Source organism: Gordonia sp. 11cp, assembly GCF_057767225.1.
The window spans coordinates 2,823,130-2,842,863 of sequence record NZ_CM173437.1; the positions used below are offsets into that span (position 1 = coordinate 2,823,130).

General features: G+C 71.0%; 6 protein-coding genes. 5 read left to right on the forward strand and 1 reads right to left on the reverse strand.

Annotated elements, in window-relative coordinates; translation table 11 throughout:
- Positions 1-290 precede the first annotated feature (290 nt).
- From AC3B6C_RS12660 to AC3B6C_RS12670, 3 genes are read left to right on the forward strand one after another with little or no spacing between them, the layout of a single operon-like run.
- Positions 291-15,305: an amino acid adenylation domain-containing protein gene (locus AC3B6C_RS12660; protein ID WP_488372983.1), complete on the forward strand. Its 15,015-nt coding sequence runs from the start codon at positions 291-293 to the stop codon at positions 15,303-15,305.
- Complete coding sequence (locus AC3B6C_RS12665; RefSeq protein WP_488372984.1) at positions 15,299-15,886, forward strand: low molecular weight protein-tyrosine-phosphatase; 588 nt, start codon at positions 15,299-15,301, stop codon at positions 15,884-15,886. Before AC3B6C_RS12660 ends, AC3B6C_RS12665 begins: the two co-directional genes overlap by 7 nt.
- The gene (locus AC3B6C_RS12670; protein WP_488372985.1) at positions 15,883-17,643 is read left to right on the forward strand and encodes a DUF4012 domain-containing protein; all 1,761 of its coding nucleotides are present in this window, start codon (positions 15,883-15,885) and stop codon (positions 17,641-17,643) included. The genes AC3B6C_RS12665 and AC3B6C_RS12670 overlap by 4 nt, the downstream gene beginning before the upstream one ends.
- On the opposite strand, the gene AC3B6C_RS12675 is transcribed toward AC3B6C_RS12670, so the two are convergent.
- Positions 17,637-18,611 carry a 1,4-dihydroxy-2-naphthoyl-CoA synthase gene (locus AC3B6C_RS12675; protein ID WP_488372986.1) on the reverse strand — a complete coding sequence of 325 codons (975 nt, stop codon included), beginning with the start codon at positions 18,609-18,611 and terminating at the stop codon, positions 17,637-17,639. The two genes, AC3B6C_RS12670 and AC3B6C_RS12675, sit on opposite strands and share 7 nt — an antisense overlap.
- A 180-nt stretch (positions 18,612-18,791) precedes the next feature.
- Here AC3B6C_RS12675 and AC3B6C_RS12680 point away from each other — a divergent pair, with 180 nt between their 5' ends.
- Both AC3B6C_RS12680 and AC3B6C_RS12685 read left to right on the forward strand, forming a co-directional pair.
- Complete coding sequence (locus tag AC3B6C_RS12680) at positions 18,792-19,049, forward strand: hypothetical protein (RefSeq protein ID WP_193748569.1); 258 nt, start codon at positions 18,792-18,794, stop codon at positions 19,047-19,049.
- A gap of 34 nt (positions 19,050-19,083) precedes the next feature.
- Entirely contained in the window at positions 19,084-19,734 is a 651-nt protein-coding gene (locus AC3B6C_RS12685) for a PaaI family thioesterase (RefSeq protein ID WP_488372987.1), read from the forward strand.

The following is a 19,734-nucleotide window of genomic DNA, read 5'->3' on the forward strand; positions in this document are numbered from 1 at the left end:
TGGTGAGTGGTGAGGCAAGGCGTTGAATTCGACGGCGCCCGTGTTTCGATCTCGTGGCCGACGCATGTCTTTTTCGTGTACGTCGGGGTGTGGCGGCGTGCGCGATCTCTTTTGTTCGGCGCAGCGAGCGGGCCTGTCGATCACGGCGCTGGGAGCGCAGCGAGCGGGCCTAGCGGGCCTATTGAGCACAGCGCCGACCATGGCAGTTCAGGGACCGGGGGGATCAGACGGTCGGCCCGGCCCGTGAGCCCGGGTCTTTCCGGCCGTAGGTGCGAACGCCGGGACGTCGCATGAACAACTCGCCCGATCCCGACACGGTGGCACCGAACTCTCCGCGGCCGTTCGCGCTCAGCGCCGCTCAGCGATCGCTGTGGTTCACCCAGCAGGCAGCGCTTGATGTGCCGATCAACGTCGCCCAGTACGTCGAGATCGACGGTCCCATCGACGCCGAATTGTTCGTGCGCGCGACCAGCGAGGTGGTGCAGCGGGCGCAGTTCACCCAGCTCCGGTTCGTCGACACCGACGACGGTCTGGTCGGCGTGTACGACCCCGGCCTGCATTACTGGGCGGACATCATCGATCTCCGTGACCGACCGGATCCGCGTGCCGTCGCCGAGGAGATGATGGCGCAGGATTATTCACGTCCGCTCGATCCGCGCGTGGACCGGACCGCGCGCGGGTGCCTGTTCCGGCTGTCCGACGACAAGTCGCTGGTCTACAACCGTGGCCATCACCTGCTCTCGGACGGTATGGGCGGCAAGGACCGGATGGTCGAGGCCCTGGCGGCCTATCACGCGGCGGTGACCGGCGAGCCCGCTCCGCCTCAGAAGCCGGTCGATCTGGATCTGCCGGCCCGGGCCGACGCCGAGTATCGCGGGTCGAAGCGTTTCGGCACCGACCGCGCGTACTGGCGGGAGAACATGGCGGGCGTCGGCATCGCCGCGACGCTGGCACACCGTCCGGGGCGTCCGACCGCGGTGGCCCGACGCGTCGCGTCCGCGGTGCCGCCCGCCACCATGGCGAGGCTGCGGGAGGCCGCACACCGTGGTTCGACGATGTTGCCGAACGTGCTCGTCGCCGCTTTCGCCGCCTACCTGGGCCGGGCGGCCGCACAGGGCGACGAGGTCATCTTCCAGTTCCCGGTCGCCGCGCGGACGACCGCGGCGCTGCGGGCCACACCTCTGCCGGTGGCCAACATCGTGCCGCTGCGGACCGGGGTCACCGGAGCGGGCACGGTCGCCGACGCGCTACAGACCACCCAGGCCGCACTCATGGGTGCGCTGCGGCATCAGCGTTACCGTGGCGAGGACATCTGGGCCGACATCGCCGGCGACGAGTCCTCCGGGGCGACGCCGCGGACGGCGGCCCAGGAACGTTCTGGTCCGATGCTCAACCTGATGCTGTTCGAGCGCGAATTCCCTTGCGGGCAGGCGCGGGCCACGTTCCACATCCTGACCGTGGGCCCGGCCGACGATCTGACGATCAACATCTACCCGGTACCCGGCGAGGACCAGGACTCCTCGCTGATGATCGGCGTCGAGGCGAATCCCAACCGGTACGACGACGCCGAGGTCGCCGAACACCACGCTCAATTCCTGTCGATGCTCGACACTTTCGCCGACGCATTCCTCCACGCCCCGGACACCCGGGTCGACGACCTCCCGCTGCGATTCCCCGATGACGGTTCGTACCGGTTGTCGTCGGAGGGCGAGGTACTCGACCAGGCCCCGGACACCGTCTGGGACGCCGTCTCCGACGTCGCTGCCCGTCGCCGGCACGAGCCTGCTGTCGAGTTCCCCGGAACGTCGTCACCGGCGCTGCTCACCTTCGAGCAACTGCACGCCCGTGCGCGCCGACTCGGCGCACAGCTGCGCACCCTCGGTGCGCGTCCCGGGGCCACGGTCGCCATCGCTGTCGCGTCGGATGCCGACCGGCTGCTGGCCTGGTGGGCCGTCGCCGCCTCGGGTGCCGCGGCACTCCTGCTCGATCCTTCAGCGCCGCAACCTATCCCGGATGCGATCGGCGCATCCGCCGGCTCGGTGCTGGTGATCGGTGACGACGACGCCGACCCGCCGGTCGGTGTCCGCGCGGGCGACGTGCACACGCTCGCCGGACTGTCCGGCGTCGCGCCGGCGGCCGGATACCCGGCGCCCCGTCCGGACGACACCGCGTGCTTCGTGGTCGGGGCGGCGGGAGTCGCCGCGATGACGCAGCGGGCGGTTGCGGGGCTCATCGCCGACGGCGTGTTCGCCTCGGCCGCATCCGACCCGGGCTATGGGCGACTCGCGTGCACGGCGCCGAAGGCCTCCTGGGCGGCGCATCTCGAGATCGTCGCGTGCGCCGCGCACGGGCTGCGACTCGTCGACCCGGACGCCGACCTGGCGACGCACGGAATCGTCCCCTCCGGGATTTTCGCCGACGGGGTGCCGGGCAACGCGACGACCGTGCTGGTCGTCGACTCCGGCACCGCGCCTGCCCCGACCGTCCGGCACGCGTTCGGACGGGACCTGCGGAGCACCTACGGTCCGGGGGGCATGCTGGGGCCCTTCACCGCGACGGAACGCATCCGGCCGGATCAGCCGATCGATCGGCCGTTGCCGAGTGGGCGGCCGCGGCCAGGGGTCGACGTCGCGATCCTCGACCACCGGCTTCGTCCCCTTCCCCCCGGGATCACCGGCGACGTCTACGTCGTGGGAAGCGGTGCGCCGCAGTACTTCGCCGCCGATCCGGCGCGTACCGCGACGATGATCGTCGCCTGTCCGTGGCAGCCCGGTCGGCGCATGGTGGCCACCGGGGACAAGGGCCACCGGGAACCGGGGACGGGTGACCTCGTCATCGATCACCGATCCGGCGATGTCGTCGAGATCGATGGCGTCCGCGTCGATCTCGCGCTCCTCGAGCGTGCTGCCACCGAGGTACCCGGTGTCGCGGCGGCGACCGCGGCGGTACTCGACGACGGTGTCGGGATCGCGCTGCGCCTTGCGCAGACCGGACCCGGCGTGACGGGGACAGCGGAAAGTCGCGACCCGCAACGGGTTCGGGCCGCGGTACGGCGCCGGGTCAATGCCGAGCTGCCGGCCGTTCAGTGGTTGCGCCGGGTGGCCGTCCTGGATTCGGTGCCCCTCGACCGGAACGGCGTCGTCGATCGATCCGCCGCCGCCCCGCTGATCGCGGCGGTTCCGGAACCGCGTGCCGCGCAACGTCGTCCGTCGACACCGATCGAGATCGCCGTCGCCGACGCGGTGACGGACGTTCTCGGCGTACCCGATCCGTCGATGGACGACGAACTCGTCCAGCTCGGCGCCACCTCGCTGGGGTTCATGCAGCTGGCGACGTACCTCGGCGACACGCTCCGGGTCGTCGTGAGCGTGCGCGATCTCGGTGATGTCACGACTCTCGCCGAGCTCGCTGCGGTCCTCGAGGCCTCCGCGCCGCGCCGCATCGGACCGGGGGAGTCACCGGGAACCCCGGGAGCCGACGGCTACCGCCCGACCCGGGCGCAGCAGGAGATCTGGCTGCTCAACCGCGCCGACATGCACGCAACCGTCTATCACCTCCCGGTGCGCCTCGCTCTCGCCGAGAACATCGCAGCCGACGTCGTGCGGGCCGCCCTCGTCGATGTCGCGGCCCGGCACGAGGCGCTGCGGACCGTGTATCCCGACGCCGACGGGGAGCCGGTCGCGGTCGTCCGCGCGGTCGACGAAGCGCGTGCCGCCGCGCCGATCAGTGCGGCCACACTCGACGCCGCGGGAGTCGAACTCGCGGTCTCGGTCCCGTTCGACCTGACGGTGGATCTGCCCTGGCGCGCGATCGTCGACGAGACCGGCGGACGGACCGAGCTCGTCCTGGTCGCCCACCACATCGCGATCGACGAGTGGTCACTGCACATCGTCGTCGATGACTTCGCGCACGCGCTGCGCGCCCGTCTCGACGGCGCGGAGCCGATATGGGCCGAGGATGCCGTGGGTTTCGGCGCCGTACTCGCGGCACGGCCGCACGTGACCGATCCGGCGGCAGAAGTCCACTGGGCGAAGGTGATGCGTGAGGCCCCCGCCCGCATCGCGTTGCCCGAACCGGCGCGGACGCTGCCGGCGGGGCTCACCTCCGGTCCGGCGACCATCCTGCGCCGCACCATCGGTCTCGCCGCCCGCGAGAGTGCCGCCACTCGTGCACGGGACGCCGGGACGACGCTGAACACCCTGCTGTGCGTGGCCCTCTCGGCCACCGTGGCGGAGTACACGGACTCCGACGATCTCGTGATGTCGGTGCCGGTGGCGGGGCGGTTCACCACCGAGGAACTCCGTCCGGTGGGCATGTTCGTCGAGACTGTTCCGGTGCGGACCACCGGCGTGCGGCACAGCGGTGTCGCGGAGGCCCTCGCCCGCGTCGGAGCGGACCTCACCGCGGCGATCACGCACGCCGACGCGGCGCCGACCGGGCTCGCCGATGTCATCTTCGCCTACCACGCCTCCCGGCCGGATCTCCCCGGGGCAGCCGTCTTCGCCGATGTCGAGACGCTGCCGAGCGGGCAGGCACGAACCGCCCTGGAATTCACCGTCTTCGAAGAACCGGATGGCCTGTCGGTCGTGCTGACCGTCGCCGGCGGCCGAGTCGACACTGTCGTCGCCGAGCATCTGCTGGATCGTTTCGTCGAGACGGTCGTGGCGCTCGGCGTCGCGCCGCCGGAGTCGGTCGTCGCCCGATGCGTGCCGGCCCCGGTCGATCGGGCGCGACCCGACCGGGCGGCCCGGCGGACCACACCCGTCGACCCGATCGACGCACTGCGGCGCCGGGCGGAGACCCGGCCGGAGGCCACGGCGGTGATCGCCGGTGACACGACCCTGACCTACCGGGAACTCCTCGACCGCGCCGAGACCGTCGCGAACAGGTTGCGCGAGAACGGTGTGCGGCAGGGGGATCGGGTGGCCCTGATCCTTCCGCGGAGTGCCGACACCGTGATCGCCATCGTCGCGGTGCTGATGGCCGACGCGGTGTACGTGCCGATCGAACCCGGCGACCCACCGTCCCGGACCGAACTGATCGTGGCCGCCACCGCCCCCGCCGCGTTCATCGAGACCGGGGTCGAGGTCCGCCCGGCCGCGGAAGAGGTGCGAGCACTACCTGTCCCGGGCGGGGCCTATGTGATCCACACCTCCGGGTCCACCGGTGCCCCGAAGGCCGTGATGGTGACCCGGACGAACCTGGCGGCGATGCTCGGCGCCGCATTGGACACGATCGCGGCGACCGATCACGACGTGTGGAGCTGGGTCCACTCCTATGCGTTCGACTTTTCGGTCTGGGAGATCCTGGGCCCGTTGGCCTCCGGCGGCTCCGTCGTCGTGCTGGAGCGCGAGACGGTCCTCGACCCACGGCTGCTGGGCTCGGCGATGGACCGGTACGGGGTCACCGTCTGCTCACAGACCCCGACGGCGTTCGGCAACCTCATCGACCCGTCGGTGGCCGCCACCGTCCCGCACTCTCGACCGACGGCGCTGCGGACCGTCGTCTTCGGCGGGGAACCGTTGTCGCCGGCCCTGTTACGGAACTGGGCGGCCGCCCATCCCGAGGTCGCGCTGGTCAACATGTACGGCATCACCGAGACGACCGTGCACCTGACGGCCACCGAGGTCGACGTCGACGACGATCGCAGCGACATCGGCGTCCCGCTCGACGGTGTCGCGATGACGATCCTGGGCCGCGACCTCCGCCCGGTCCCGGTCGGCGCCGTCGGCGAACTGTACGTCAGCGGCGATCAGGTCACCCTCGGCTACCACAACGCACCGGGGACCACCGCATCGAGATTCGTCGCGGATCCGAGTGGTACCGGACGACGGATGTACCGAACCGGAGACCGCGTGCGCGAGATCGCCGGTGGCCGCATGGTCTATCTCGACCGCACCGACGACCAGGTCCAGATCCGCGGTCACCGCATCGAACTCGGCGAGATCGTGTCCGCGCTTCGTGACGTGCCCGGCGTCGGCGACGCGCGTGTGCTAGTGGATCCGGGGAACCGGAACGGTGACGAACGGCTTCTCGCGTTCGTCACGGAGGACGGTCTCGCCGACTTCGACGTCCTGGACGCCCTGAACGAGGAACAGATCCTCGGGTTCTGCGCGAACATCCTTACCGGCCACATGGTTCCGGCCAGGGTCGCGATCGTCGACGGCTGGCCGATGACGCCGACCGGCAAGCTCGACCGCCGCCGCCTCACCGGCATGCTCCCCGAGGCCGCCGCGAGGTCGTCGCGGGCGCTGACGCCGGTCGAGCAGTCCATCGCGGACGCCATGCGCGCGGTGATCGGGACCGATGCCGACGTCGCCGCGGACACCAACTTCTTTGCGGCCGGGGGTACCTCGCTGTCGGCGGCGCGGCTCGCGGCCGCCCTGGCCGGAGCAGGCAATCACGTCACCGTCGCCGACGTCTTCGCGCACCCGACGGTCGCCGCGCTCGCCGCGCACCTCGAGACCGCGGCGCAGACCGGCCGCGCCGTCGACGGTGTCCGCTCCGGTCTCGCCGGCTTCGTGACTCCGGTGGCCGGTGCGGATCTGCCGCTCACCCCCGAACAGATGGACCTGTGGCTCCGGTGGCGCACCCAACCGGACTTCACCGGTTACCTGATGCCGCTCGCGCTCCCGGTCGACGCACGCCCGGACGCTCTCCGCCGCGCCCTCGTCGAGATCGTGACGCGACACGACGCGTTGTGCACCGTGTTCCCGGTCGGTGTCGACGGGCCGGTGCAGCACCGCCTCCGCGACGAGGACGTCCTCGATGTCCTGGAAGCCGAACTGGCGACGACGGTCCCGGTCGCGGACGACGAGTCGTTGGCCGCGACGCTGGGTGCACTGCACGCCCCGATCGACCTGGCCGCCGAGCTGCCCTGGCGGGTGCGCATCGGCGAGATGGCCGGCCAGACCTGGCTTCTCGTCGTCGCGCATCACATCGCGGTCGACGGTGAGTCGTTCCCGATCCTGTTCGCAGAACTCGAGTCGGCACTGGCCGGGACACTCCCGGCCGCCGGCGGAGTCGACTACCGGGAGTACTCGGCGTGGCGGGCCGGGACATTGGCCGCGCGGCGGAACGAGCTCGTCGCGCACTGGGTCTCCGCGTTCGATCGTGCCGTCGAACCGCTGCGCCTGCCGGAGCTCGACCCCGGGGCCACTCACCCGTCCTCCTCGGACCAGATGGTGGTGCACCGCGCGCTCCGGACCCTCGACCGCACCGAGACCGAGGTACTCGACGGGCTCGCCGTGACGAGACAGAGCACGCCCTTCATCGTCGTGCACACCGCGCTGTCGGCGGTTCTGGCGAGACAGGCCGGCACCGACGTCGTCACGATCGGCACGGCACTGTCCGGGCGCATCGATCCGCAGCTGCTCGACGTACCGGGACTGTTCGCCCGTGCCGTTCCGCTGCACACCCCGATCGACCTCGACCTTCGGTTCGTCGACCTCCTGGCCGCGGTCACCGCGGTCGACCTCGGCGCGTTCGCGCACGCGGATCTCCCGCTCACCGAGATCACCGAGATCGCCGACCCCGAACGCGTCAAGGCGGGTACGCCGCTGTTCGAGGTCTCGTTCGGCAGCGTCCCGGACGAACTCGTGGCAGTGAGCCCGGCAGGGTTCGAGGTCATCTCACCCGGGGTCATCTCGTCCGGGGACAGTGGTTCTGGCGGCATCCCCTTCGGTGGTGTCCCGCTGTTCGGGGTGGACGTGTCGATGTTCCGCCGCGACGGCGCACTCCATCTGACGATGGCGTGCACGGGTGCGGTGGCGAGCGCGGCGCGGCTGGATGCGTTGTGCGACCTCGTGGTCGAGACGATCCGGCGCGGGGTGCGCGAGCCGCTCAGCCCGGTCGCCGAGTTGCTCGCCCCCGCCCGGTCGGCCCCGTCCCTGCCGGATCTCGACGCCCAGAACGCGTCTCGCGGTCCCGAGACGCTCGACGAGCTGCTGACCGCGGGACTCGTCGGTGATCCGCAGGCGATCGCGATCGTCGATCGCCGTCATCGTGTCCCCGGATCCGGTTCCGCGCTCACCAACGCCGAGCTGGACCGCTTGACGACGCTCGCCGCACGCGCGCTGATCGATTCGGGGATCGGCCCGGGTGACGTGGTGGTCGCACTGCTGCCTCGCTCGTCCTTCGGCGTCATCGCGACCACCGCGGTGGCCCGAGCGGGTGCGGCTTTCGTCAACGTCGATCCCGCGGACCCCGCGGGGCGGCGGCAGATGATCATCGAGCGGTGCCGGCCCCGCGCGGTCCTCACCCTCGCGGCGACGGCAGAGTCGGTACCCGCGAGCGTGCCGGTTCTCGTGCTCGACGAGTTGCTCGCCGATGCAGTCGATTCCGGCACGGACGCCTCGGACCCGGCGCCGTTCGACACCGCCGAGCGGGTGCGGCCGCTGTCGGTGGACGACGTCGCCTACATCACCTTCACGTCGGGAACCACCGGACTGCCCAAGGGGGTCCAGGTGACCCATCGGGGTCTCTCCGACTGGGCGCGGGACACCGTGGCCCGTCTCCGGCTCGACGAGTCCGACCGGGTATTGCACACGTACGCAACCGGATTCGACGCGCACCTGATGGGTCTCGTGCCGCCTCGGGTCGCCGGCGCGGCCATCGTCGTGTGCCCGCCCGACGTCATCGCAGCCGACGAGCTCGCCGAGTTCGTGGACGCCGAACGCGTGAGCGTCCTGCTGACCACGCCGTCGGTGCTGGCGACCCTGAGCCCGGACGAACTGCCCGGCGTCCGGCACGTGGCGGTCGGCGGTGAGGCGCTCGGCGCCGGGCTGGTCCGGGACTGGACGGTCGAGCACACGCTGAGCAACGAGTACGGCCCCACCGAGGCCACGGTCGCGGTGAGCAGCGCGCGATACGGGAGCGCGGCGAGCGGGCCGGTACACATCGGGGTGCCTCTGCAGGGCGTCGGCATGTACGTGCTCGATCATGCGCTGCGGCCGGTTCCCGATCACACGGTCGGTGAGCTCTACCTCGCCGGGAACTGCCTGGCGCGTGGGTATCTCGACGATCCGGCCGCCACGGCGCGCGGGTTCGTCGCCGATCCCCGCGTCGACGGCGGGCGGATGTACCGGACCGGCGACCTCGTCCATCGCCGTCCCGACGGCACCTTCGTGATCCACGGCCGCACCGACGACCAGGTGAAGATCCGCGGCGTGCGTCTGGAACCGGGCGAGGTCGACGCGGCGTTGTCGGGGCTGCCCGGTGTCGCGACGTCGGTGACCGCGACGAGGACCAGCCCGTCGGGGGAGAAGATCCTGGTGTCGTGGGTGGTGGCCGAGGACGGCGGCCAGGTCGCGGACCTGCCACGGCAACTGGCACACCTGTTGCCGCGCAGCATGATACCGAGTGCGTTCGTGCCGGCGTCCGCGCTGCCGATCGGGCGTAACGGCAAGGTCGACGTGGCCGCGTTGCCCGATCCTGACTTCGCCGGCACCACAGGGAGTCCGACGGCCCGTGCGGGGCGTCAGCCGTCGGGGGTCACCGAAGAGCTGGTGTCCACGGTGTGGGCGGAGGTCCTCGGACGTCCCGTGCAGTCCCTGGACGCCGATTCCGACTTCTTCGCCGAGGGGGGCACCTCGCTGTCGGCCACGCAGGTGACGTCGAGGCTGACCGCGGCGACCGGCGCGGACATCGGGGTCCGCGTGATCTTCGAGGCGCGCACGCTGTCCGGGGTCGCCCGGCGCGTCGACGATATCCGCGACACCGCAGGTGGGTCGGCGTCCGAGCCGTCTCCCGCGAGGCTGCCGGTGCCGGAGCTGTTGCCGTTGGCATATCCGCAGCGGCGCATGTGGATCCACCACCATTTCGATCCGCGTTCGACTGCCTACCACGTTCCCGTCGTGCTCCGGATCCGTGGCCGCGTCGACCTCGCCCGCCTGCGGAAGGCGGTCGACGAGGTGGTGGCGGCGCACGCCGTCCTCCGGACCGTCTATCCCGATTCGCCGTCGGGTCCGCGGCAACGCCGGATCGAGCACCGGAGTCCGGTGCTGCGACATCGCCTCGTCGACGCCGAGGCGGGTCCCGAGGGGCTCCGCCGACAGATCGACGACTTCCTGCGCAGGCCTTTCGACCTCGAGTCCGAGTCGGGGTTCCGGGCCGCGGTCTTCGAACTCGACTCGGCCGAGGACCCCCACACGCATCTGGCGGCGGTGTTGCACCACATCGCGATCGACGGGTGGTCGATCCGGGTGCTGCTCACCGACCTCCTCCGCGCGTACGACGGCCAGCGGCTGTCGGTGCCCGCCGACGAGGCGTTCACGTACGCCGATTTCACTCAATGGCAGATCGCACGGCTCGGCGATCCGTCCGATCCGCACAGCAGATACGCGCGGGAGCTGCGGTTCTGGGCCTCGACCCTCGCCGATGCCCCCGGGCCGCTCCGGTTGCCGGGCAGCGTCGACCTCGACGGTGACGACCCCGATCTCCACGAGGCGGTACGAGGCGGCGCCACCGGGCGACTGTCGACCACCATCGTGGGGACCGATGCCCTGCACCAGACCGCGAAGACGTTGTCGGCGAGCATCTTCCAGGTCGCCCACGCCGCGCTCGCGACGGTGCTGGGGCAGTGGACCGGTGAGTGGGACCTGTTGATCGGCGTACCGGTGCACGGCCGGCTTGCGCCGGAGTGGGAGTCGGTGGTCGGCATGTTCGTGAACACCGTCGCACTGCGGACCGGCCTGCATCCGGACCTGACGATCCGCGAGGCCGTCGAGCGGGCACGCGATGCCGCCCTCGCCGCCCAGCCCCACAGCGAGGTCCCCTACGAGGACGTCGCCCGCACGGTCCGCCCCGACGGTCGGGCCGCGGGGGATCCGCTGATCTCGGTGCTGCTGGTCAACCAGGACGTCGTGCCCCAGTCGTCGGGCGAGGTCGTGCTCGCCGGTCCGTCGTCGAATCATCCGGGAACCGGGGCGGATTCCGTGGTGGCCACCCTGATCCCGGAGTTCACGGCCACGGTCGACGCCAAGTTCGACATCGAGGTCGTCCTCGCCGAACGGGACGACGAGTTGCACATCACCGTCGTGCACTCCGCAGCCGTCCCGGCCGACGTCGCCCGCACCCTGCTCGACGACTTCCGCAGATTCGTGCTCGCCGCCGCCGGCGACGCCGAGCAACCGTTCCCGGGGGCCACCGGTCCGCTGACCGAAGAATCTGTGGCGCAACGGTTGCCGGGAACGTCGAACGCTGGCCGGTCGCTGTCCGCGTCGTCGCTTCCGTCCTCGCGCGGAGCGTCCCCGACCTCGCTCGTCGTGGCGATCACCGAGGTGATGTCCGAGGTGCTGGAGGTGACGCCGGGGTCGGTGGGGGACACCGACGACTTCTTCACGCTCGGCGGGACCTCGCTGTCGGCCACCCGGGTGACCTCCGCTCTGGGGCGTCGTCTCGGCGTCCGCGTGCCCACCCGGTTGCTCTTCGAGAACCCAACCCCGGTCGCCCTCGCGCAGGCGGTGTCGGACCTTCCCGACGAGGAATCCGCCCGCGCTGCCTCGGCATCGGCGCCGATGGACGCGACGGTGTCGCACCGGACGGACACGGCCGTGCCCGAGACCGACCTCGGCGACCTGCCGCTCGCCCCGACGCAGCGTCGGATGTGGGTGGGCGCGCAGATGCTGGGCGCCGTGCCGATCTACGCGGTGCCCGTGGTGGTGCCCATCCCCGTCGGCACCGGTGAACCCGCCGTGATCACCGCCGTCGAGACGCTCGTCGACCGCCATCCGGCGCTGCGCACCCGGTATCTCGCCACCCCGGACGGGCCCCGACAGCGGGTTCTCGGGGCATGGCGACCGCCCCTGCAGCGGGTGAGCACGACCGAGCTCGCGACCGCCGCGGGCATCGGGATGCTCGGGGAGCCCTTCGATCTCACCGGCGAGCCGCCGGTTCGGGTGTGGCTGGTCACCGGCGACGACCAGCTCACCCCGGTGGCGGTCGTGATGGTCGCGCACCACATCGCGATGGACGGCGAGTCCGCCGCCATCGCGCAGCGCGAGCTCGGACTCCTCCTCGCCGGCCTCGAACTCGGTCCGGCACCGACCGGATTCGCGACGGTCGCCCGACAGATGGTGGCCGACGAAGAGCGGTCCCGGGCCGATCTGCTGGACTTCTGGCGTCGTGCTCTCGAGGGGCACAGCGGGGAACTCGATCTCGCGCAGCGACGGCCCGCCGTTCGTGACCTCCGGACCTCGACCATCGAGTATCCGCTGGCCGGCGATGTCGGACAGGCGGTGTCGTCGGCTGCGCGGCGGGCGCACGCGAGCGAGTTCCACATCCTGCACGCGGCCGTGGTGCTGGCCCTCGCGGTTCAGTCGGGGTCCGACGACATCGCCCTGGCCACACCGGCGTCCATGCGTCGCGACTCCGGCACCGCCGGCACGGTGGGCATGCTCATCTCCACCGTCGTGCTGCGCACCCGGGTCGTCCCCGGCATGACGGTCGGCGAGCTGATCGCACGCGTCCGCGACGACGACCTCGCGGCCCTCGATCACGCGGCCATCGCGTTCGACGATGTTGTCGCACTGATCGATCCGCCGCGCGTCCCCGGACGCCATCCGCTGGTGCAGGTCGCGTTCTCGCTCGCGGACCCGGCCGGCGCGCCGGAGCCGCCGATGTCGGATTCGGTTCCCGCGGACGCCGATTCGGACGACGCGTGGCTTTTGCCGCGCAGCGAGTTCGACATCCACGTCGTGGCGGTACCCGACGCGGGCGGCTGGCGGTTGCGTGTCGACCACGGCCGGGAACTGTTCGACGAGAGCGCGATACGCGCCCTCGGCGAGCGCCTGGTCGCGGCGGTCGCCGCGGTGGTCGGGGAGCCCGCGCGCCGCCTCGCGTCGATCGAACCGCTCACCGGCGCGGAGCGGCGCTTCGTCGCCAGCCGTGCGCGGTCGTCATCGGTGACGGGGGCCGAACCGCTGCTCGCCGAGCTCCTCACCGAAGCCGTCGCGACGTTCCCGGACCGTCCCGCGATCGCCGACGAGAGCAGGTCGCTCACCTACCGCGAGCTCGACGGCTGGGTGTCGGTGACCGCGCGCGCGTTGCGGCAGCGGGGCCTCGGCGCCGGCGACGCGGTGGCGGTGGTGGTGCCGCGGTCGATCGAGTCGGTGGTCGCGATCTGGGCGGTCAGCCGAATCGGCGGCGTGTGCGTACCGGTCGATGTCACCTACCCCGCTGCCCGGATCGATCATGTGGTCTCCGGTGCGGGCGCGAGTGTGCTCACGCCCGCCGACATACCCGGACGACCGACGGAACCGGTGGTGTCCGAACCGGTCACGCCGGTGTCACCGGACGCGCTGGCCTACATCATCACCACGTCGGGTACCACCGGCACCCCGAACGTCGTCGGCGTGACCCATCGCGGAGTCCACCGGGTGGCCTCGCTCGGAGACGTCGAACCGACCGACCGGGTCGGAATGGCCATCAGTCCCGGCTTCGACGCGACGTTCCACGACATGCTGCTGCCGCTCGCGGCGGGCGCGACCCTCGTGGTGGTTCCCGCCGGGATCGCCGGCGGAGACGATCTCACCCGGTTCCTCGACGACACGCGCGTCAGCGTCTTCACCGCCACACCGTCGGTGATCCGTACCCTCCGCCCGGCGGCCATCGGTGCGCTGCGACTGGTGTACATCGGCGGCGAGGCCCTGTCGGCCGATCTCGCCACGACGTGGTCGGAGCACGCACAGGTCCTCAACATCTACGGCCCGACCGAGACGACGGTGACGGTGTCCACCAGCGCCCACCGCCGGGGCGACCCGATCCGGCTGGGGCATCCGCGCCCCGGCATCGGTGCCGAGGTGCTCGATGCGCAGCTGCGCCACGTCCCGCCGGGCGTCGTGGGCGAGCTGTACATCGGTGGAACCGGAGTCGCCCGAGGCTATCTCGGCGACCCGGCGCTCACCGCCGCGAACTTCGTCGCCGGCCCCGGCGGCGGTCGGCGCTACCGGACCGGCGACCTCGTGCGGTGGGACCGCGACACCGGTGAGCTGGTCTACGTCGGCCGGGCGGACCGTCAGGTCAAGATCCGCGGGCAGCGGGTGGAGCCCGCCGAGATCGATGCGGTGCTCGTGCGGGCGGGCGCCGAACGTTCGGCGACGGTGTTGCGGCAGGGCCCGGTGGGACCGGCCCTCGTGTCCTACGTGGTGTCGCCGTCGGTGCCGGTCGCCGAGCTCCAGGCCGTGTGCCGGTCGTCGTTGCCGCGGCACATGGTGCCGAGCCGGATCGTCGCACTCGATGACCTGCCGCTCAGCGGTGCGGGCAAGATCGACACGAGACGGCTACCCGAGCCGATCTGGTCGGAGTCCCGGCGCGACCCCGAGAACGACACCGAGGCAGCGGTTCTCGAGGCCTTCCGCACCGTCCTCGGTCAGCCCGCACTCGGTCGCGATGCGGCGGGTCTCGACGCGGCCGACGGCGGTGCCGGGATACACGTCGGGATGGACGACGACTTCTTCGCCGCCGGCGGGCATTCGCTCGCCCTGCTGCAGTTGCGTGACGAGCTCGCCGCCCGGACCGGGCGCATCCTCGACGCGGCGGACCTGTTCAGCCACCGCACACCGGCCGAGGTCGCCCGACTGGTGGACGGGCCTGCCGGCGTGGAGCTTCCGGCGCAACGCGTCGTGTCCCTCTCACCGGACTCCTCGGCCCGGCGCCCGGAGGTCTGGTGTGTGCACACCGCGGCCGGCATCGTCGAACCGTTCCGGGTGCTGGGCGACTCCCTGCGATCGGCCTCGGTGTTCGGCCTGCAACTGCCTGAACTCGTACTCCCCGGCCGGGAACTCCCGCCGACGGTCGAGGGCATCGCGGAGCTGCACGTCGAGGCCATCCGGGCGACCCAGCCGCAGGGGCCGTACCGGCTCGTCGGATGGTCGGTCGGTGGTGTGATCGCCCACGAGATCGCCCGCCGGCTCGTCGAACTCGGTGAGGAGGTGGCGCTGCTGGTGCTGCTGGACCCCCGTACCCCGGCCGAACTCGGGACCGTGGACGACGAGGAGCTGCGCGCCGCGGACCACCCGCTGCGGGAGCTGGCCGAGCGGCACGACCCCGAGGCGGTGCGGCGTTTCGAGGGCCGGACGAGGAGTCTGGCCGCCGCGGCCCGCAGCTATGACCTGCGTCCCGTCGATGTCGGCAAGGTCGTCTACGTCGCGGCGCAGGACAACCCGGATCCGGAGAACTGGGTACGGGTGGTCGATCCGGGCGGAGTGGGGGTCGTCGACGTGATGCCCGCCGCCGCAACGCATGCGCAGTTGGGGCAGTCGGAAGTGATGGCGCGGGTGGCCCGCAGAATCGAGGAGGAATGGTGACCGGATCCGATCACACGGCGGCGCCGCCGATGTCGATCCTGTTCGTGTGTACGGGGAACATCTGCCGTTCGCCGATCGGCGAACGCGTGCTGACCGGTCTCGCCGGCCGGGCGGGTGTCCCCGTGACGTCGACCAGTGCCGGCGTCGGAGCGCTCAACGGCCAGCCCATCCATCCGCACGCTTCGGCCGTGTTGATCGAGAACGGTTACGACGCCGCAGGATTCGAGTCTCGGTATCTCCGTCCGCCGATGCTCGTGGAGTCCGACCTGGTGCTGTGCATGAGTCGCGAACACCGTGCCGCGGCGCAGCAGATGGCGCCGGCGCGGTGGAAGCGGGTGTTCACGCTGACCGAGTTCGCCGCACTCTGCGACCTCGGCGCGCTGCCGGAGATCATCGCCGGTCGCGGGCGCCTCGACCCCAACTCCGACCTGCTCGACATCGTGGACCCGATGGGCCGGCCGCGCGAGGACTTCGACCGCGTGTTCGCCGAGGTCGAGCCGAAGGTGACGGCGGTGGTCGCGTGGCTGGCGGCACAGGCCCCCTCATCCGCGACCGAGCGGGTCGCGGGGGAGGGCCGATGATCCGGCGGGTGGCGGGCAACCGCGTGGTCCAGATCGTCGCGGTCCTGCTGGTGCTGGTCGCGGCGGCCATGGTGTGGCTGGCGTACTCGGCGTTCCAGGTCCGCGACGACCTGGAGTCGGTGCGGGCGGATGCGAGCCGGGCCCGGGCCCTGATGCTCGACGGTGATCAGGCCGGTGCCCGGCAGGCCGCCGAGGCGGCGACCGCGCGCGCCCAGGACGCCGAGGACCGGAGCTCCGGCTTCCTGTGGTCGGCGGCCGCGGCCGTGCCGGTCGTCGGCTCGCCGCTGAAGTCGGTGCAGGAGATGAGCGACGCGGTGGCCGCGCTCTCGGGTGACGTGCTGGTGCCGGCCGCCGATCTCGCGACCGTGCTCGACCCGAATCGTCTGCGTACCGGGAACACCGTGAACCTGGCTCTGTTGCGCGAGGCCCAGCCGGCCCTGCAGTCGGTCGCCGAGAAGTCGGCGGAGGTGGCCGCGCAGGTCTCGGCGATCGAGCCGAGCTGGCTCGGCGTGGTGGCCGATGCCCGGGATCAGCTCGCCGAGCAGGTCGATGCCGCCGATTCGACGGTGCAGGCGACGAACATCGCCGCCCAACTCGTCCCGTCGATGCTGGGCGCCGACGGTCCCCGCAACTACTTCATGGCGTTCCAGACGCCGTCCGAGGCGCGCGGAACCGGTGGTCTCGTCGGCGGTTTCGCGGTGCTGAACGCGACCGGGGGCCGCGTGACGATACCCGAGCTCGGCGCCAATTCGGAGTTCCGCGACCCGGCGACCCCGCAGATCAACCTGGGGCCCGAGTACGACGCCGTCTACTCGTACTACCGGCCCTACACCGACTTCCGGAACGGCAACCTCAGCGCCCACTTCCCCGACGCCGCACAGATCTGGCTGGCGAACTGGCGGGCACAGACCGGCCGGCAGCTCGACGGGGCGATCGCGCTGGACCCGATCGCGCTGAAGTACGTCCTCGAGGTGGTCGGGCCGGTGTCGGTGGGCCGCGAGAAGATCACCGCCGACAACGTCGTCCCGATCACCCTGTCCACGGCCTATCAGCGCTTCGCCGACGACAACGCGGCGCGAAAAGATTACTTGCAGTCCATCTCCCAGGCCGTCGTGAACAAACTCGTCACGTCCGGCGGGAGTACCCGGGATCTGTTGGAGGCACTCGGCCGCGGTGTCCACGAGCGGCGGATCATGATCTACAGCACCGACGCCGACAACCAGCGGATCCTGGAGTCGACCAAGCTCGGGCACCAGATCTCCGACACCTCCTCGCCCTACCTGCAGGTGGCCGTCGGCAACGCGTCGGGGACGAAACTGGATTACTACCTCCGGCGTGAGATCAGCTACTCCTCGGGTGGATGTGACGGTGACACGCGGGAGTCGACGATCACGGTGAAACTCACCAACACGCTCGACACCACCGACACCACCGACTACGTCGCCGGGAACCTCGGCACCGAACTGTCGGTGAAGAAGGGCACCAACCTCGCCAACGTGGAGTTCCTGGCGACCAAGGGCGCGGTGCTGAAGGAGATGACCCTCGGCGACGGCGGCGCCTTCTACGTCGAGCAGACGCTGCACGGCCGCCCGTACTACTCGACCCGCGTGGGCATCGCGCCGGGGCAGACCGCCACGATCGTCCTCAAGATCGACGAGCCCACCTCGGCCCACGGCGACGCCGAGGTGCCGATCCAGCCGCTCGTCGACGACCCGACCGTGAAGGTCGACGTCCCCGCCTGCGGGGCCGATCAGTAGTAGTACGGGTAGTCGTCCCAGCGCGGGTCGCGCTTCTCGAGGAAGGCGTCGCGCCCCTCGACCGCCTCGTCGGTCATGTAGGCCAGGCGGGTGGCCTCGCCGGCGAAGACCTGCTGACCCATGAGGCCGTCGTCGGTGAGGTTGAACGCGAACTTCAGCATGCGCTGGGCGGTGGGGGACTTGCTGTTGATCCGGCGCGCCCATTCGATGGCGGTGGCCTCGAGGTCGGCGTGCGGGGCGACGCGGTTGACCGCGCCCATCCGGTGCATGGTCTCGGCGTCGTAGGCCTCCCCGAGGAAGAAGATCTCGCGCGCGAACTTCTGTCCGACCTGCTTGGCGAGATACGCGCTTCCGTAGCCCGCGTCGAAGGAACCCACATCGGCGTCGGTCTGCTTGAAGCGGGCGTGCTCGGCCGACGCGAGGGTCAGGTCGCAGACGACGTGCAGGGAATGCCCGCCGCCGGCCGCCCAGCCGTTGACGACCGCGATGACGACCTTGGGCATCGTCCGGATGAGGCGCTGGACCTCGAGGATGTGCAGGCGCCCGCCCTCGGCCCTCACCCGTGCCGCGTCGACGGTGTCGGCGCCGGCCGCTGCGACGTCGTCGTCGTGCGACGTGGCGTACTGGTAACCGGAACGTCCGCGGATGCGCTGATCGCCGCCGCTGCAGAAGGCCCATCCGCCGTCCTTGGGGCTCGGTCCGTTGCCGGTGAGCAGGATGGTGCCGATGTCGGGCGAACGCCGCGCGTGGTCGAGGACGCGGTACAGCTCGTCGACGGTGTGCGGACGGAAGGCGTTGCGGACCTCGGGGCGGTCGAATGCGACGCGCACGATGCCGTGCTCGCGCCCCTCGCCGACATGGCGGTGATAGGTGATGTCGGTCAGATCGTCGAAGCCGGGCACCGCCGCCCACGATGACGGGTCGAACGGCTGGTCGGCGGGTCCCTGGGTTTCTGACGTCGCAGTCATGGGGTCAGCCTATCGACGCCGCCTCCGCCGAACCCACCGTGCCCGACGCCGTACGGATTGGTGGGCGGAGGTCACGAAGTCGACACAGCTTCGACGCGGATTGCATTCAAGTATTGGATGGCGGTCCGCCGTCGGGTCGAACATCACCGAAATCTCAGTTTGGGGTGATTAGCTGTACGTATGGCTGTATGGGGGTGGATTCTGATCATCGGGGGCGCGTGGTGTGTCGTGTCCGCGGCGGTCGCGGTGATCGTCGGGAGGGCGGTCCGGATCCGAGACGAGAAGGAACGCGGGCCGCGTGGGGTGCCGGATTACATACCGGAGTCCACGCGGCGGCTGGCTCGTGGAAAGGTCTGCGTCGATCTCGCCGAACATCGTCGCGGCGCCGGGAGCGCTGCGAGCGGGTCGTTCGATCACCGGCACACCGACACCGACTAGGTCGCGGCACCGTTGCCTCTTATACGGTTGACCGGTGACTGAAGCGAACGATCGCGCCGTCGAGACCGTCGAAGAGGATCCCCACGAAGGGGGTTTCCGGGCTCATACGGCCATCACCACCGAGCGTGGCGGGCCCCGCTACGGTGAGTTCAGCGAGCAGGTCCGCCTGCTCATGGACAACGCTCGCTACGCCTGCCCGGACGACGCGCTGGTCGACGACCTCATTGACCGGCTGGCCGCCGTCAACGAACGGCTCGCCGAAGTCCGGATCGACGAATGGCATTCGCCGGCCGGCACCCGCATCGACCTGCCCTCACGGGGCAACATCACCCTGCCGCCCTACGTCGTCACCGAGGTCGGCGACACCGGGGTCGTCGCCGAGCTGACGTTCCGCGACTTCCATCTCGGCGGAAACAACGCCGCGCACGGGGGACAGGTGGCCGTCGCCTTCGACGACGTGGGCGGCTTCGCGTCGGCGGTCGCGATCCAGCACGTCAGCCGGACCGCCTACCTGAACGTGCAGTACCGGTCCATCACGCCCCTGAACACCCCGCTGCGCATCCACGCCTGGGCGGAGCGTGTCGAGGGCCGCAAGGTCTTCGTCAGGGGCACCCTGCACCACGGCGATCGCCTCTGCGCCGAGATGGATGCGCTGTTCATCAAGCTCAACCCCGGCCAGCCCTAG

Excerpts from the sequence above, each read along its gene's own strand:
- AC3B6C_RS12660 (WP_488372983.1), top strand. The coding sequence starts at position 291 with ATGAACAACTCGCCCGATCCCGACACGGTGGCACCGAACTCTCCGCGG.
- AC3B6C_RS12665 (WP_488372984.1), top strand. The coding sequence starts at position 15,299 with ATGGTGACCGGATCCGATCACACGGCGGCGCCGCCGATGTCGATCCTG.
- AC3B6C_RS12670 (WP_488372985.1), top strand. The coding sequence starts at position 15,883 with ATGATCCGGCGGGTGGCGGGCAACCGCGTGGTCCAGATCGTCGCGGTC.
- AC3B6C_RS12675 (WP_488372986.1), bottom strand. The coding sequence starts at position 18,611 with ATGACTGCGACGTCAGAAACCCAGGGACCCGCCGACCAGCCGTTCGAC.
- AC3B6C_RS12680 (WP_193748569.1), top strand. The coding sequence starts at position 18,792 with ATGGCTGTATGGGGGTGGATTCTGATCATCGGGGGCGCGTGGTGTGTC.